This is a genomic window from Streptomyces nanshensis (assembly GCF_001751255.1).
Classification (GTDB): Bacteria; Actinomycetota; Actinomycetes; order Streptomycetales; family Streptomycetaceae; genus Streptomyces; species Streptomyces nanshensis_A.
The window spans coordinates 26,753-42,467 of sequence record NZ_LJGW01000387.1; the positions used below are offsets into that span (position 1 = coordinate 26,753).

Below are 15,715 nucleotides of genomic sequence, written 5' to 3' on the forward strand. Positions count from 1 at the left end.
GGCGCCCCGCCGCTCAGAGCGGGGTCGCGGCGTGCAGGATCGTCAGCAGCGCGACGGCCGCGTTGGCCGAGGACAGCGCGGAGGCGGCGGTCCCGGCGGCGGCGATCCACAGGGCCAGGCCCACCGCGGTGTACGCGGGCGGCCAGATGCGTACCTCCGGCGGAGGCTCCAGCAGCGCCTTGACCCGGCGCGGTACGGGACCGGGCGCGGCCAGGCCCGCGAAGGTCGGGGCGGGCGTGCGGTGCGAGACGAGCGCCGCCTTTCCGACCGTCCGCGCGACCAGGCGGCGGTCGCCGACGGCCTGTGCCGCCTCCTCGTCCGCCCACCGTTCGGTGCCGAAGACGATGGCCGTCCGCAGCGGCCGCAGAAAGGGGTTGGCCTGGGCGGCCAGCCGCGCGGCGAGCAGAAAGCGGTGGTGGCGGGCGGCGAGATGGCTGCGCTCGTGGGCCAACAGGGCTTCGCGCTCACGGGAGTCGAGACACTCCAGCAGCGCGGTGGAGACGACGACGCGGCCACGGCCGTCCCCCTTGGCCCCGCCCTTTCCGCTGCCCCTGCCCCTACCGTTGCCGCTGCCGTTGCCGCTGCCTCGTCCGCTTCCGCCGGGCAGCGCGTACGCGTACGACTCCTCGTCGGGCAGCACCGCGACCGGTGAGGGCGGCAGCCCCGCCAGCGCCTGCTGGATACGGAGCCGGATACGGCGGTGTCGCCAGACGGTACGGGCGCACAACAGCCCGACGCTCATCAGGGCGGGGATCGCCGCCTTGCCCGCCACCTCGTCGTACGGAACGGCATCGCGCACCTCCGGGTCCGACCAGCCGTCGGGGAGGGGGTTGCCGGGAAGCTGCGCCGTACCGACGACCATGATCAGCGCCAGGCACAGGGTGCTGCACACGGCGAAGATGGCGCCCACCGCGGTCAGCAGCAGGGTCGCGGTGCGCGGGTGGAGACGGTGCTCGGCGAGCCGGGCGATGGGCCACGCCGATAACGGCAGCACCAGCGGCAGGAAGACGAAGACGCCCATCGCGCTCTAGCCCTCCGGCTCCTCTTCGGCCTGGGTCAGCAGATCCCGCAGCAGCCGCTCGTCGTCGGCGGAGAGGGCCGTGACGAAGCTGGCCAGCACGGCTTCACGGTCGGCCTCGCCGTCCAGTACCCGCTGCATGCGCAGGGCCGCGAGCCCCGCCGCGTCGCAGGCCGGCTGCCACTCGAAGGAGCGTCCCGCGCGCTCCCGCGTGACCGCCCCCTTGGCGAGCAGCCGGGAGAGGATCGTGACGACCGTGGTGTAGGCGAGCGTCCCGTCGAGCCGCTCCTGCACCCACGCGGCGCTCACCGGGCCCGGGGCGGAATGCAGCACGGTGAGGACCTGTGCCTCCAGTACGCCCTGGCCTCGGCGCTGCCGCCGGGAACCGGAGGACGCCCGTCGTTGCTGGCCCACCTGACACCTCCTCGGCCGTACCGGCGGATCCGCGAAGCCGCCATGGTAGCGACCGCGCCGGGGGCCGCAGCCCGCGAACGTCATGCGGCACGGCCCCGTCCCCGTACGGGATCGTCCTCGTACGGGATCAGGAGCCGCGCGGCGCGCCGCCCGGGTCCTCCTCGCCCGCCGCTGCCGGCCGCTCCCCCGGCGCGGGCCGTACGGAATACCGCGCGGCGGACGGCGAATCCGCCCCCTCCGCCCGGCCCTCGGACTTCAGGGCCTTCGCCTCGCTCTTGAGGATCCGCAGTGACTTGCCTGCGGAACGGGCCAGTTCGGGCAGCTTCTTCGCTCCGAAGACGAGGACGGCCACGATGATGAGGACGGCGGCTTCACTGATACCGAACACGGCGTACGGTCTCCCCTTCTCTCCGTCCCGGACGGGTCGTTCGCCCGTACGGGACGCTGCCGGACGGGACGCTCTCGGACGGGACTGCTCAGAGGTCGAACTCCGACGGGGCCAGCCCCAGCGAGTGGCAGGCCTCGCGGACCACGCCGCGCTCGTCGGCGTCGAACTGCCCGTCGGCGCCGCCGATGACGATGCCGATCCGTACGACGGCCCTGGCCTCCTCGGGCTTCTTCTGCACCTTCGCGATCTCCTGGAGTACGGAGACCTTCCCGAAGTCGAAGTCCGCGACGAGCTTGTCGAGGTACTGGTCGAAGCGCTGGCGGAGGTCGTCCGCGGGGAAGTTGGCGAGGACGTCGTTGGTGGTGATGAGCTGGGCGACGCGCTGGCGCTCCGACGGGTCGACCGTTCCGTCGGCCGCCGCCACCAGGGCGCACATCGCCATGCTCGCGTCGCGGAAGGCGCCGCTCTTCAAGTCGTTCTTCTTCGCCTCCAGTTGAGTCTGCATCGTCTGGGCGGATTCCTTGATGCGGTCCCACAGGGCCATGGCGTCTCCAGATGAGGTGAGGTGCGGCGGGAGCCCGGGGCGCTGGGCGCGGCCCCGGGCGGTACGGGTTGCTTCTACAACTCTGTAGAAGCTACCAGGTGACGTCCGTCCGCCGACGGGGATCACCGGCGGGACCGCATCGGATCCCGGCCAGAGTCCCGGCCGAACCCCGGCCGTATCCCGGCCGAATTCCGGCCGGGTTCCCGTCAGTCGTCGCCGCCCTCCCCGTCGTCCCCGTCCCCGTCCTCGTCCTCGAAGGCGTCGCCGATCTCGTCCACGACCTCGGCGGCGACCAGCCCGCCGGCCACCCCCACGGCGACTCCCGCCGCGCCCGCGGCGATCGCGGTCCCCATGCCCGGCCCGGAGGAGCCGTGATGACCACCGTGCCCACCGTGCCCGTGGCCGTCGTGTCCGTGCCCGTCGTACCCGTGACCGCCGTGGTACGGGTCCGCGTACGCCGGGGCGCCATGGGCCCCGTGGCGCTCCACGAGCTGCCGCACCCAGCCGTCGACCGTGCCGTTCCAGTCGGCACCCGCGATGTCCGAGTCGTTCACGAAGTGCCGCTCGACGACGTCGTGTCCGCCGGAGAAGAGCCCGCCGCGCTTGTCGCCCTCCAGGACGACCTCCACCCCCGACGGCGAGGCGAGGAAGGTCAGTTCGACCTCGTTGAGGGCATGGGCGTACTGCGCGGGCGGGGTGAGTTCGATCTCCTGGTAGAAGGGCAACTCCTGTCCCGTCCCCCGGATCTGCCCGAGTTCCAGGTCCGCGGAGCGGAATCCGTAGCCGAGCTGCCCGAGCGCCTCCAGCACGGCTTCCTGTACGGGCAGCGGGCACACCCGGAGCGGATCGAGGTCGCCCTTGTCGCGGGCGCCGGCGATGCGCAGTTCGGTCCGTACGCCCAGCACGATCCCCAGCGGCTGGCCGTGCAGTTCGGTGACGGGCGTCTCCCACGGCAGTACGAGGGAGAAGGGCACGCTCCTCGACTCCCCCTCGGAGAGCCGGAAGCCGCCGCCCACCGTCGTCCGCTCGAAGACCACGGTCCCCTCGCGCTCCTCGTCGTGGCCCTCCGCCTCGACCCGGGCGACGAGTTCGAGGACGATCTGCTCGATCTCCGCGTCCGACGAGCCGCCTTCGATCCGTACCTCGCCGGTGACGGCGCCGCCGGGCGGCACGGGCCCGTCGGCCAGGACCGTGTCCACCGAGGGGCCGCCGGCCCCGAACGCCCCGAGCAGCTTCCTGAACACCATCGTGGTGTGCACTCCTTCGTTCCTCGGTGTGATCGCGGACCGCCTGCGGTGCCGGGACGCGGGCGGCGCCCCGCCGCGACGGGCGGTACGGGCGTGTGCCGCCAAGTGCGCGCACACGTCCGGGTGTCGGGGCCCGTCAGCGCAGGGACGACGCCGTGATCACCGGTTGTTTCTACAGCGGTGTAGGTTTCGGCACTATCATGCACCGTGCCCCACGGGAGGAAACGCCGGCGGGCGCCGGCACCCGCCGGACGACGGTCACGGCGCAGGGAAGCGGCGGCGCCCGCGCAGGCGCGGAACGCGGACGGCGAGGCAGGCGGGGACGCAGGCGGGGCGCGCCGGGTGCGAGCCGGGACACCGCGCGACACCTCCGGACGTTCTCTACAGTGCTGTAGAAATTCATGCCGCGCCCGGCTACCCTCGCTCAGCGAGGTCCTCGGCCCGCCGGTCTCGGGACGGCTACCCACTGGGCCGGTATCGGCGATCCGGATGCGGATGGCCGCCGCGGCCTCCGCCCCCGGTGCTGACGGCACCGGGGGTTTCGTATCGCCGTGGCAACGCACGCCGCCCGCGCCGTAGTTTCCTGACGTGAGCGAACAGCAGAGCACAGACGGCAGCGCCGGCGACGCGGACTACGGCGCCATCGGTACCGGCTACAGCACCTACCGCCGCCCGGACCCCCGAATCGCACAGGCCCTCCACCGCGCGCTCGGAGACGCCCGGACCGTGGTCAACGTCGGGGCGGGCGCGGGCTCGTACGAGTCCACCGCGTTCGAGACGACCGCCGTGGAGCCCTCACGGTCCATGCGGGAGCAGCGACCGGCCGCACTGCCCCCGGCGATCGACGCCGCCGCGGAGCAACTCCCCTTCGGCGACGGCGCGTTCGACGCCGCGATGAGCACCTTCAGCGTGCACCAGTGGAGCGACCTCGAAGCGGGGCTGACCGAGATGCGGCGCGTGACCCGCGGGCCGGTGGTCCTGCTCACCTGCGACCCCGCGCGCGTACGCGACTTCTGGCTGTACGAGTACGCCCCGCTCGTCCTGGACACCGAGGCACGGCGCTACCCCTCGATCGACCGGATCACCGGAATCCTCGGAGGCCACGCCACGGTGGAGTCCGTGCCCGTACCGGCCGACTGCACCGACGGCTTCAACGAGGCGTACTACGCGCGCCCCGAGCGCCTCCTCGACCCCGCGGCCCGTCAGGCGTGCTCGGCGTGGAGCTTCGTCGAGCCGTCCGTACGGGAGCAGTACACCGACCGGCTGCGCCACGCGCTCGACAGCGGGCTCTGGGACGAACGCCACGGCCGCCTCCGACGGCAGTCCGCCTTCGACGGGTCGCTCGTGCTCGTCCGCGCAACTCCCTGAACGTGTACGGGTGTTGAGCGCGTACGGGCGTTGAGCGCGCACGGCTTCATTGAGCGTCGGTGTCCGGCGGTTCGGTCCGTTCGCCCGGCCTCAGAGCTGTGCCGAGCGCGCCGCCCAGCGGCCGTCCTGCCGCGTCACCGCGACGGGACGCCCGAAGCAGGACGTCATCAGGGCGCTGGTGAGCGTCTCGTCGGCCGTACCCCGTGCGTGCACACGCCCTTCGCGCAGCAGCAGCGCATGCGTCGTCGTGGGCGGCAGCTCCTCCAGATGGTGGGTGACGGTGATCGTCGTCAGCCCGGGGCGGCCGGCGGCCAGCCGCCGCAGCGCGTCGATCAGATCCTCGCGGGAGGGGAGGTCGAGCGCGTTGAAGGGCTCGTCGAGCAGCAACAGGGACGGCTCGGGCATCAGCGCCCGCGCGATCAGGATCCGGGCCCGCTGACCTCCCGAACACACCCGCCACGGGCGGTCGGCCAGCTCCTTGCAGCCCAACTCGGCCAGCAGCGCGTGTGCTTGCTCGCGGGCCGCCCGGTCGTACTTGCGCCACAGCGGCTGGACCGTGCCGGTGGCCCCGGTGAGCACGACGGTGTGCGCGGGCAGGTCCTCCGGTACGCGCTGCGCCGTGGAGACGTGCCCGATGTGCGCGCGCAACTCCCGTACGTCGACGCGGCCCAGGCGATGGCCGAGCACGGCGACGGTGCCGCTCGTGGGGTGCATCATCGCGCCGAGGAGGCGCAGCAGCGTCGTCTTGCCCGCGCCGTTCGGCCCCAGCAGCGCCCAGTGCTCGCCGGAGCCGACCGTCCATTCGATGCCGTCGAGGATGACCTGACCGGTGGTGAAGCGGCGGACGCCGACGTCCTCCAGCACGACCACCCCGCGGTCCGGCTGCCGCTCCGCAGCCGACGTGGACGTCTCCACACGCACTCCCGACGATCTCGTTCCCGCTGTCCGGACGCGCCGCTCCGGACGTCCGTACCGCTTCGTACCGCTCGGGCGCACGGCGGCGCAAACGCCGTTCAGCACCCGGACACCCGGCGCCGCACCGTCCCGGGCCGCCCGTCGTCCCATGGGCCGCAGACCGGACGTACCGACTGCGCATGCGGTAAGGCGACCTCGTATCACCTCGCAGATACCAGCGTTCGCCGTAATCTGGCAGGCATCTGCGGACGGGAGTGAAGCTGTGGGTGTACTGGTCGTGCAGCACGCGCGGGACGAAGGTCCGTACGTGCTCGGAGAGGCGCTGGCGGCCGCCGGGCTGCGGATGCGGCTGTGCCGGGTGTGGGCCGGGGACCCGGTGCCGGAGAGCCTGTCCGGCACCGAGGCGCTGGTGGTGATGGGCGGGCCGCAGTCGGCGCACAGCGACGCCGGCTTCCCCTCCCGCCGCGCCGAACTGGCCCTGCTCCGCCGGGCGTTGGAGGCCGAGGTACCGGTGCTCGGCGTCTGCCTCGGTGCGCAGCTCCTCGCCGTGGCGGCGGGCGGCGCGGCCCGCCCCGGTACGGGACTCCAAGTCGGCTGGGGCGAGGTGCGGTTGAGCCCCGAGGCCGCCCGTGACCCGCTGTTCGCGGGTACGCGGGAACGGCTGCGGGTGCTGCACTGGCACGGCGACGCCATGGACATACCCGACGGTGCGGTGCCGCTGGCCTCGTGCGAGCGGTATCCGGTGCAGGCGTTCCGAACGGGCGGCGCCGCGTGGGGACTTCAGTTCCATCTGGAGGTCGACGAGACCGCCGTGGACGCGTTCGCGACGGCGTTCCCGCACGAGGCCGCCGCCGCGCCCGGACTGCGGCGGGCCGCGCCCGAGGAACTGGCCGCGCTCGCACCGCACCGGGACCGGGTGCTGGCGCGGTTCGCGGCGCTGGTCGCCGAACGGTCCGAACGCACCGCCGCCCGCGCCTTCTTCACCCCCAGGGCCGACGCCTGGGAAGCACGGTTCGCCGCCGACGGCCCGCGGTACGCGGAGGCCGTCGCACGCATGGATCTGCGCCGCGGACAGACCGTCCTGGACCTGGGCTGCGGCTCCGGGCGCGCGCTGCCCGCGCTGCGCGCCCAGGTCGGGGACGACGGGACCGTCCTGGGCATGGACGTCACCACGGCCATGCTGAAGGCGGCCGTCCGCGAGGGCCGCGAGCGCCAGGCCGGGCTGCTGGTCGCCGACTGCTCACAACTGCCGCTCCCGGAAGGCGCCGTGGACGGGATCTTCAGCGCCGGGCTGCTCGACCATCTGCCCGACCCGGCCGCCGCCGTACGCGAATGGGCGCGGGTCACCGGGCCGGGCGGCATCCTGCTCCTCTTCCACCCCTCCGGCCGCGCCGAACGCGCCGCACGCCACGGCCGTCCGCTGAGCCCGGACGACCCGCTGGGCGAACCGAATCTGTGGCCCGTGCTGGAGGCCGGCGGCTGGCGGCTGGACTGCTACGAGGACGCGGACGAGCACTTCCTCGCCCGCGCCGTACGCATCTGAGGCCGTACACGCCGAGAACGTACGCGTCCGAGCACGTACGCGTCCGATGCGCCGTACGTGCCCGGGAAGGCGAACCGGCCGCGGGCGGCGGCCTGTCGGGACCGGACGTCAGTCACGGGCGGAGGCGCCGCGGGCGTTGTAGACGACGGCGTCGTCCCGCGCCCCGTACTCCCTGAACACCTCGACCGCCTCCTCGCGGAGGACGTCGCGGACCACCTCGATGCCGCGGTCGGCGAACTGCTCGACCCAGTCCTCGCGCATCGGCCCCTCGTCGAACCCGGCGAGGTCCTCGACCTCGGGCCCGTCCCCGGCGATGAGCAGCCGCCGTACTCCGGACCACATCGCCGCGCCGTAACACATCACGCAGGGACGCCAGTTGACGACCAGTTCGAGGTCCGGTCCGTCCGGTGCGCCGAGGTCCCACGCGTTCAGACGGGTCTGGGCGAGCGAGAGCGCGACGACCTCGGCGTGCGTCGAGGACAGCCCGGAGGACAGGACGAGGTTCACCCCGGCGGAGACGACGGCACCGGTCTTGCTCTCGACGACGAGCGCGGCGAACGGACCGCCGGTGTCCTCGCGGTGGTTGCGCCGGGCGAGCCGGTTGGCAAGCCGTGCCCGGTCCTCGTCGGTGGCCAACGTGCCGGGCACGTCGGCGAGTTCGTCCGCCACCCAGTCGGGCAGCCGGGCGCCGAAGGAGGTCGCGAGAGAGGAGGTGTCCATGGGGGGTGTCTCCGGTCAAGTCGGTGAATCGGGCGAACGGTTACGGACGTGGCCCGTGGCCGGCGCGGCACCGCGAAGACACGTCACGACGTGGCCACCGGACAGCAGACGGTAACCCGCGAGCGGAGCGGCCGAGGCGCTCGGGGTGCGCGGCGGGGCGTACGGTCGACCCGTAGGGATCCGGTGACCGAGGCGGCCGAGGCGGACGGAGAACGGATGACGGTGCAGGGGCCCGAGACGCTGAGCGGCGACGCCTCGCTGGTGCTGCCCGAGTTCGATGCTCCCCCGGCCGACCCCCTGGCCCTGCTCGGGGAGTGGCTGGACGGCGCGGCCCGGCGCGGCGTCCGTGAGCCGTACGCCGCGGTCCTGGCCACCGCCGACGCCGACGGGCGTCCCTCGACCCGGGTGCTGCTGGTCAAGGAGTTCGACGGGCGCGGCCTGGTCTTCGCCGGCTCCCGCAGCAGCCGCAAGGGCGCCGAACTGGCCGCCCGCGCCTGGGCGTCGATGACGTTCTACTGGCGGGAGACGCTGCAGCAGCTCACCGTCGCCGGCCCCGCCGAGCCCCTCGCCCCGGAGGACTCGGACCGCCTCTTCGCCGCGCGTCCACCCGCGGCCCGTGCCGCCTCCGCCGCCTCCCGGCAGGGCCGGCCCCTGCGGGACGAGGCCGCGCTGCGGGAAGCGGCGGGCACCCTGCGGGAGCACCCGGACGGCATCCCGCGCCCCGAGGACTGGACGGGCTACCGACTGCTGCCGGAGAGCGTGGAGTTCTGGCACGGCAGCCCGGACCGTCTGCACCGGCGCCTGCGTTACGACCGTACGGACGCCGCCGGCTGGACCGCTCGGCGTCTCCAGCCATGAGCGCCTGCACGGCGCGTACGGCGCATACGGGGCCGACGACGCCGCGTACCCAACACCCGCCGCACACATGGGCCGTTGACACCGCCGAAGCCGCCGGGCAGGTCCGGGGGCGGGTGCCGTGATCGTCTGGCTCAACGGCACCCACGGCGCGGGCAAGACGACGACCGGCGCCCTCGTGCAGCAACTGCTCCCGGATTCACGGGTGTTCGACGCCGAGAAGGTCGGCGAAACGCTCATGGACATCACACCGGGGCTGCCCGGGACGGACAACTTCCAGCACTGGCCGCCGTGGCGGCCCCTCGTCGTCGAGACGGCCCGCCGCGTACTCGACTACACCGGCGGCACCCTGGTGATGCCCATGACCGTCCTGGTCGAGCGGTACTGGCGGGAGATCAGCACGGGCCTGGCCCGACACGGCGTCCCCGTACGGCACTTCGTCCTCCACGCCGACCAGCACACCCTCCGCGCACGCATCGCGGGCGACACCGTCACCGGCCCGGACTCCCCGTTCCGCCTGAAGTACCTCGAGCCTTACGCGGAAGCGGCCCGCACCTGGCTGCACGCCGAGGCCGAGGTCGTCGACACCACGCACCTCACACCCGCCCAGGCCGCCCGCCAGATCGCGGACGCCGTCGCGACCCGAACCCCGCCCGCCCGACCGGCGCCCCCGAACGTCAGCAGGGCAAGGCCGACGACTCCGCCAAGCGGCAGCTCCCCAAGGTGAGCCTCATCCGCAGCGGCGTCTTCAAGAACCACCCCACGAACTGCGGACCCCCGGCAGCGTCCCCCATTGCAACGCGGTCGGCTCCGCCCCCGCGAAACCGTCGAAACCGGGCAGGAACTGAGCAGTTGACGAGCTGATGCGGTACGAGCGCCGGCCCGGGCCACCCCTCCTTCTCTCCAGGACGGGCCGCCGTCAACGACGACTGCAGGTGGCCCGGGCCAGCGCCGGAGGCGGTTGAGGGGCCGTTCGCAGAGGTTCCGGCAAGCCACAACTGCCGCCGGGCTACGTGACGAGGGATGCCAGTTGGCCATCCGGCGCTGATCGAGCTCGCAGCCGTGGATCTTCGGGCTCGCTTGTTTCATGCGCACGAACGGCTTCGCAGCCTCAGGTAGGGAGCGTACGCACATACCGCGCTTCCTTCTGCTACCGCCAGACGATTGCTGGCTGGCGGATGTACGTCCAGTACCCGTCGAATCCCGAAAGGGACGCCAGGCGCAGGGCGACCGACGAAATGCGCTGACCACGCCCAACGAGACCTGCTCGAAGCTCGATTCCTGCGCTGTTGGAGATCATTTCCTGGCTGCGGCAGTGCCGGGATACCCGTTGAATCACGACGACAGTCGCCCTCCGCGACTACGGAGGGCCTCTTCCCTGTGATCCTGTGTCATCGCTACGGTGACCCCCTGGGTCGTGAGTATGCCTACGGGCACTGGGGGCGGCATGAAGAAGCTGTGGGTCAGGCACATCAAGGACGCGCTGCACACGGGTTTCGAAGAACACATCGACTTAAGCGACTACGAGAAAGCTCCGGCCTCTGTCCGGGAAAAGGCGTTTCTCAGCCGCGCCTTGGCCGCCCTCACGGTACAACGGTTCACTGAACTGTCCGCAAGGGAAGCCGCCGCAGCGGTTGTCGATGGCACTGGCGACAACGGAATCGACGCGATCGCGATCGACTCTCAGCAACGTAAGGTGATCGTCGTTCAATCCAAGTGGGACGGGTCCGGCGACGGCAGCTTGGGCCTCGGAGATTCACGCAATTTCGCAGCGGGTTTCAAAGATCTGCTGGACACCAAGTTCGATCGCTTCAATTCGCGCCTACGAGCTCACGAAGAGAAGATCACAGCAGCGCTCGACGACATCGACGTAACGTTCATACTGGTGGTTGCCACCACTGGGGTCACCGAACTGGCTGGCCCCTCGTCGGCTGTGTTCGAGGACCTCCTTGAGGAAATGAACGAGACTCAAGACGTTGTCTCGATGGAGGTCTTGGGCCTGAACGACTTCCATTCGTTTATCTCTGAGGGGCTCGGCGGTTCACGCATCGATTTCAACGCTCAGTTAGGAAATTGGGGCACCGTTAGCGAACCCTACGAAGCGTACTACGGTGTTGTATCCGCTGCGGACATCGCTGGATGGTACGACCGCTTCGGAGACCGCCTTTTCTCTCAGAACATCCGCAAAGCTCTCGGCAACACTGGCGTCAACGAGTCAGTGGCGCAGACCCTCCTCAAAGATCCACAGCACTTCTGGTATTTCAACAACGGCGTCACCGCCCTCTGCGAGAGCGTCAAGAAGACCCCAAGAGGTGCGGCAACCCGAACGTTCGGTGATTTCGCCCTCACGGGAGTGAGTATCGTCAACGGAGCCCAAACCGTCGCGAGTATCAACCAAGCTGCACACAAGGGTGAGAACGGCTTGGACGAAGCTCTGGTGTGGGTGCGCTTCATCAACCTGGAGGGCTGTCCCGAGGGTTTCGCAACGGACGTGACCAGAGCGACGAACACACAGAACACAGTCGAAACCCGCGACTTCGTCGCGCTGGACCCCGAGCAGGACCGCCTGCGAACGGAGCTGGCGCTTTCACTCAAGAAGACATACTCGATCAAGCGCGGCGAGAAGACTCCCAGCCCCGAGCACGGCTGCACGGTGGTGGATGCGACCGTGGCTCTGGCGTGCGCAAACCGCGAGCCGAGCCTGGCTGTGTTGGCGAAGAGCCGGGTGGGCGGCCTCTGGGAGTCGACAGAAAAACCCCCTTACCGGACACTCTTCAATCCTGGCGTCGGACCCTACCGTGTCTGGCGCTGTGTAGAGGTGATGCGGGAGGTGGACTCCACCCTCGAGGAACTGAAGCGTCAACTCGAGGGCCGCGCGCGATCCATTTGCCTTCAAGGGAACCGGCTCGTTCTCCATCTGGTCTTCAGGGAACTCGACCTCCAGCGGATCGATGACGCCGAGTTCGACTGGACCCTTGAACTGAAGCGAGTCCCGTCTCTCGCCAAGCGAGCCTTGGAAGCCCTCACTTCGAGCGTGGAAGAGGTACACCCGGGCAGTTACCTGACGAGCCTCTTCAAGAACCGCACCAAGTGCCGAGACCTTGTTCAGAGAGTCCGAGCCGAGTGACGTGGATGGCTGCGGTGTCAGACTCGCCTGGGTGACGCCAGGCCCCTGATCAAGAACGCGCGCAGGCCTAGCCAGCCAACCCGCGCAGAGTGCGCCGACCAACCAGAAACTGACGAGGTAGCGCGCCTTGCCACAGGAGACGGTGAACACACTTGCAAGCAGGGCGCTTGCAAAAGTTAGCAAGGCGCGGCATGGTGGACGGCATGGCTTCCCTGAATGTCGGCAATGTGGGCGAGTTCCTGCGCGAGCAGCGGCGTAACGCCAAGCTCTCGCTGCGGCAGCTCGCCGACGCCGCGGGGGTGTCCAATCCGTATCTGAGTCAGATCGAACGCGGCCTGCGCAAGCCGAGCGCCGACATCCTCCAGCAGCTCGCCAAGGCGCTGCGGATCTCTGCGGAGACGCTGTACGTGCAGGCCGGGATCCTCGACGAGCGGGAGCGGGACGAGCTTCAGGTCCCCGCGGCGATCCTCGCCGACCCGTCGATCACCGAGGGCCAGAAGCAGGCGCTGCTCCAGATCTACGAGTCCTTCCGCAAGGAGAACGGCTCCGCGCAGCAGCAGAACGGGACGGACACGGGCGCGACGGAGCGCACCGGCGAAGACCGAGCCGACGGAGACGAAGCCGACGATGCCGAGGCCCGCGGGGCCGACGCCCGATAGCAGTCAGTCCACCAGGGAGAGACCTCTCATGCCCAGCACGAGCGACATCCGCAACACCATCACCGACGCCAAGCCCCTCTACTTCGCCGCCGGCGTCATCGACAAGATCCGCGAGGAGGCCCCCGAGCGCATCGCGGCCGTGCGCGCCACCGACCCCAAGGAGGTGCAGGCGCGCTTCACCAAGCAGGCCAAGGAGACGCAGGCGAAGGTCAGCGAGACCCTGGGCGGCATCGACACCGACATCAAGAAGCTGCGCGAGCAGGCACAGCACCTGGCCCTGCAGGGCGTGGGCATCGCCGCCGAGTACGCGGTCAAGGCCCGTGAGGCGTATGACGAGTTGGCCGACCGCGGCCGCGGCGCGGTGGCGACCTGGCGCGGTGAGAGCGACGCCCCCGAGGTCACCGTCGAGCGTGAGCCGGTGAAGGTCGCCGAGCCGCCGGCCCAGCCGCGCGGCACCACGAAGCCGGGCACGGGCGCCACGAGCAGCACCACCCGTACGAGCGGTACCGGCAGCACGAGCAGCACCACCGGTACGAAGACCACGGGTCAGGGCTCCGCCGGTGCGGCCCCCGCCGCCAAGAAGACCGGCACCGCCCGCAAGACCACCACCGCGAAGACGACGACGGCCAAGACGACGACCGCGAAGGCGGGCACGACGAAGCCGGGCACCGCGAAGTCCAACGGGAGCAAGCAGAGCCCCAAGTCCGGCTCCTGAGCGGAGGGCAGTCGCCCTTTTCGTCCTGTTTCATCCTGGTCGTCACCGTCCGCCCGTCCTGTCCCCAGCCCTTCGCCGGACCCGGGTTTCCGTTCCGGCGAACGGGTACGGTGGCAGGGCGGGCGGCGCCGCAGCAGGCCGTCGGCCGGGCCCGGTGCCCGGCCTCCGACGCACGGAACGGACTCACAGGGATGTGGACGACATGATGCAGGGATTCCAAGGGCTGCTGTGGGTGATCTCCCTGGTCCTGCTGGCAATGGCGGTGTTCGCGTTCATCGACGGCGCGATGCGCCGCAAAGACGCCTATCCCGCGGCCGGCAAGCAGACCAAGCCGTTCTGGCTGATCATTCTCGGCCTGACGATCGCCGTGAACATCTACCCGATCGTCTTCCTGCAGATCGCCGGCCTGATCGCCACCATCGTCTACATCGTGGACGTGCGTCCCGCGCTCAAGCAGATCGCGGGCGGCGGCCCGCGGTGGGGCGGCAGCAGCAGCGACGGTCCGTACGGGCCGTTCAACGGCCGCTGAGCGCACGGGCGTTCACTCGCCCCGCCCGGCCCGTCTCCGGCCGGCCCGTTCCGCCCGTCACTTGCGGTCGAGCAGCAGCACCGCCACGTCGTCGGTGAGTTCGCCGCCGTTCAGCCGCCGTACGTCCTCGATCGTCGCGTCCAGCAGCCGTTCGCCGTCGACGCCCTCGGCCATCCGTCCGGTGACGATGTCGATCATCCCGTCCTGCCCGAGGCGCTGCCGGCCCTCGCCGACATGGCCCTCGATGAGGCCGTCCGTATACATCAGCAGGCTCCAGGCACGGCCCAGTTCGACCTGGCGGCGCGGCCAGCGCGCGTTCGGGACGACGCCGAGCGCCGGTCCGCTGTAGTCGTACGGCAGCAGCCGCGGCACCGAGCCGCCCGCGCCCGCGACGAGCGGCGAGGGGTGCCCCGCGAGACAGACGCCGGCGCGGCGGCCGTCGGGGGCGATGTCGACGGTGCAGATCGTCGCGAAGATCTCCTCGCTGGGGCGTTCGTTGTCCAGCACCTGCTGGAGCGTCCCGAGGAGTTCGTCGCCGCACAGGCCCGCGAAGGTCAACGCACGCCAGGCGATGCGCAGTTCGACGCCGAGCGCGGCCTCGTCCGGGCCGTGGCCGCACACGTCCCCGATCATCGCGTGGACGGTGCCGTCGGGGGTGCGCACCGTGTCGTAGAAGTCGCCGCCGAGCAGGGCGCGGGAGCGGCCGGGACGGTAGCGGGCGGCGAAGTGGAGTTCGCTGCCGCCCAGCAGCGGCGTCGGCAGCAGACCGCGCTCCAGGCGCGCGTTCTCCTGTGCGCGCATCCGTGACTCGGTGAGCTGCCGCTGGGCGAGGTCGGCGCGCTTGCGTTCGACGGCATAGCGGATGGCGCGGTTGAGCAGCCGTCCGTCGATCTCGTCCCGGGAGAGGTGGTCCTGGGCGCCGACGCGTACGGCCTCGGCGGCACGGTCCGCGTCCGTCCCGTCCGTCAGCGCGATCACCGCATGGCGGGGCGCGAGCCGCAGCACATGGCGCAGGATCTCCAACTCGCCCGCGGCGGGCGCACCGTCGGCCCCGGCCGTGCCGCCCGTACCACCCGTACCGCCGGTGCCCGGAACCAGAGCGTCCGCGGTGGCGCCCGACGCACCCCCCGTACCCCCCGTACCACCCGCGCCCGTGAGCGCGAGGTCGAGCAGAATGCACTGCACGTCGTCGGTGAGCAGCCGTCCCGCCTCGGTGAGGTTGCGCGCCGTACGCACCTTGATCCGCTCGCCGGACGCCCCGGCGTGCCGGTCGCCGGGCAGATACCCGCCGGCCGCGTCCAGCATCTCGGGCACGCTCCGGCTCCCGGAGAGGTTGTCCTCGATGACGAGCAGCGTCAGACCCTTGGCGCTCCCCCCTGGCCGCTCCTGCGACCGACCGCTCTGCTGAGGCACCGACGCGCGAGGCTGCGCGGAGACGGCGTCTCCACGTGGCACGCCTACGGGCATATGTGTTTCCTTCCCTCCCCCCGAGGGCGCGGTGGTGAGCCAGCCGGCCCACCGCCGGGCCCGGTGCCGCGGCGCTGGTCCCGCGCGCCTGCATACAACCGGGCTGTCAGGGGACTTTAACGCCCCCGTACGCGCGTACGGAATGGCTCAAGGCAATCATCCGTTGTCATATGCCGGTCCTCATCGGCCTGTTCAGGGTCCGATCG

At 71.1% G+C, this 15,715-nt stretch carries 15 protein-coding genes and 1 pseudogene; 8 read left to right on the forward strand and 8 right to left on the reverse strand.

Annotated elements, in window-relative coordinates:
• Window positions 1-13 precede the first annotated feature (13 nt).
• The 5 genes from AN218_RS24030 to AN218_RS24050 form a co-directional block, all read right to left on the reverse strand.
• Complete coding sequence (locus AN218_RS24030; RefSeq protein WP_070019001.1) at window positions 14-1,021, reverse strand: M56 family metallopeptidase; 1,008 nt, start codon at window positions 1,019-1,021, stop codon at window positions 14-16.
• A 6-nt stretch (window positions 1,022-1,027) separates the two neighbouring features.
• On the reverse strand, window positions 1,028-1,432 hold the full coding sequence (locus tag AN218_RS24035; protein WP_070019003.1) for a BlaI/MecI/CopY family transcriptional regulator: 405 nt from the start codon (window positions 1,430-1,432) through the stop codon (window positions 1,028-1,030).
• Window positions 1,433-1,559: 127 nt separating this feature from the next.
• Window positions 1,560-1,820, reverse strand: a complete 261-nt coding sequence (gene tatA, locus AN218_RS24040; RefSeq protein ID WP_070019004.1) for a Sec-independent protein translocase subunit TatA — start codon at window positions 1,818-1,820, stop codon at window positions 1,560-1,562.
• A gap of 88 nt (window positions 1,821-1,908) precedes the next feature.
• Window positions 1,909-2,364, reverse strand: coding sequence for a tellurite resistance TerB family protein (locus tag AN218_RS24045; RefSeq protein WP_070019005.1), 456 nt, complete (start codon window positions 2,362-2,364; stop codon window positions 1,909-1,911).
• Between the two features lie 206 nt (window positions 2,365-2,570).
• Complete coding sequence (locus AN218_RS24050; protein ID WP_070019006.1) at window positions 2,571-3,611, reverse strand: sporulation protein; 1,041 nt, start codon at window positions 3,609-3,611, stop codon at window positions 2,571-2,573.
• 588 nt (window positions 3,612-4,199) lie between these two features.
• Here AN218_RS24050 and AN218_RS24055 point away from each other — a divergent pair.
• The gene (locus AN218_RS24055) at window positions 4,200-4,979 is read left to right on the forward strand and encodes a class I SAM-dependent methyltransferase (RefSeq protein ID WP_070019008.1); all 780 of its coding nucleotides are present in this window, start codon (window positions 4,200-4,202) and stop codon (window positions 4,977-4,979) included.
• Window positions 4,980-5,069: 90 nt separating this feature from the next.
• Here AN218_RS24055 and AN218_RS24060 read toward each other — a convergent pair whose 3' ends face one another.
• Complete coding sequence (locus AN218_RS24060; protein ID WP_420856006.1) at window positions 5,070-5,894, reverse strand: ABC transporter ATP-binding protein; 825 nt, start codon at window positions 5,892-5,894, stop codon at window positions 5,070-5,072.
• A 262-nt stretch (window positions 5,895-6,156) separates the two neighbouring features.
• Between AN218_RS24060 and AN218_RS34810 the strand changes: the two genes are divergently transcribed.
• On the forward strand, window positions 6,157-7,437 hold the full coding sequence (locus AN218_RS34810; RefSeq protein WP_244900646.1) for a methyltransferase domain-containing protein: 1,281 nt from the start codon (window positions 6,157-6,159) through the stop codon (window positions 7,435-7,437).
• Between the two features lie 108 nt (window positions 7,438-7,545).
• On the opposite strand, the gene AN218_RS24070 is transcribed toward AN218_RS34810, so the two are convergent.
• Entirely contained in the window at window positions 7,546-8,157 is a 612-nt protein-coding gene (locus AN218_RS24070; RefSeq protein ID WP_070019010.1) for a nucleoside deaminase, read from the reverse strand.
• A 216-nt stretch (window positions 8,158-8,373) separates the two neighbouring features.
• On the opposite strand from AN218_RS24070, the gene phzG reads away from it, so the two are divergent.
• The 6 genes and pseudogenes from phzG to AN218_RS24100 all read left to right on the forward strand — a co-directional run bounded on the left by phzG (window position 8,374) and on the right by AN218_RS24100 (window position 14,042).
• Window positions 8,374-9,015 (forward strand): phenazine biosynthesis FMN-dependent oxidase PhzG, encoded by a 642-nt coding sequence (phzG, locus tag AN218_RS24075; RefSeq protein WP_070019054.1) that lies wholly within the window; start codon window positions 8,374-8,376, stop codon window positions 9,013-9,015.
• Window positions 9,016-9,133: 118 nt separating this feature from the next.
• A pseudogene (locus tag AN218_RS24080) lies at window positions 9,134-9,649 on the forward strand (AAA family ATPase); the annotation flags it as partial.
• 810 nt (window positions 9,650-10,459) lie between these two features.
• Window positions 10,460-12,139, forward strand: a complete 1,680-nt coding sequence (locus AN218_RS24085) for an AIPR family protein (protein ID WP_244900648.1) — start codon at window positions 10,460-10,462, stop codon at window positions 12,137-12,139.
• Between the two features lie 203 nt (window positions 12,140-12,342).
• Window positions 12,343-12,798: a helix-turn-helix domain-containing protein gene (locus AN218_RS24090; protein ID WP_070019056.1), complete on the forward strand. Its 456-nt coding sequence runs from the start codon at window positions 12,343-12,345 to the stop codon at window positions 12,796-12,798.
• A gap of 28 nt (window positions 12,799-12,826) precedes the next feature.
• The gene (locus AN218_RS38455) at window positions 12,827-13,513 is read left to right on the forward strand and encodes a hypothetical protein (RefSeq protein WP_244900650.1); all 687 of its coding nucleotides are present in this window, start codon (window positions 12,827-12,829) and stop codon (window positions 13,511-13,513) included.
• A 202-nt stretch (window positions 13,514-13,715) separates the two neighbouring features.
• Window positions 13,716-14,042: a DUF2516 family protein gene (locus tag AN218_RS24100; protein WP_070019057.1), complete on the forward strand. Its 327-nt coding sequence runs from the start codon at window positions 13,716-13,718 to the stop codon at window positions 14,040-14,042.
• A 57-nt stretch (window positions 14,043-14,099) separates the two neighbouring features.
• On the opposite strand, the gene AN218_RS24105 is transcribed toward AN218_RS24100, so the two are convergent.
• Window positions 14,100-15,653 carry a PP2C family protein-serine/threonine phosphatase gene (locus AN218_RS24105; RefSeq protein ID WP_420856007.1) on the reverse strand — a complete coding sequence of 518 codons (1,554 nt, stop codon included), beginning with the start codon at window positions 15,651-15,653 and terminating at the stop codon, window positions 14,100-14,102.
• Window positions 15,654-15,715 lie beyond the last annotated feature (62 nt).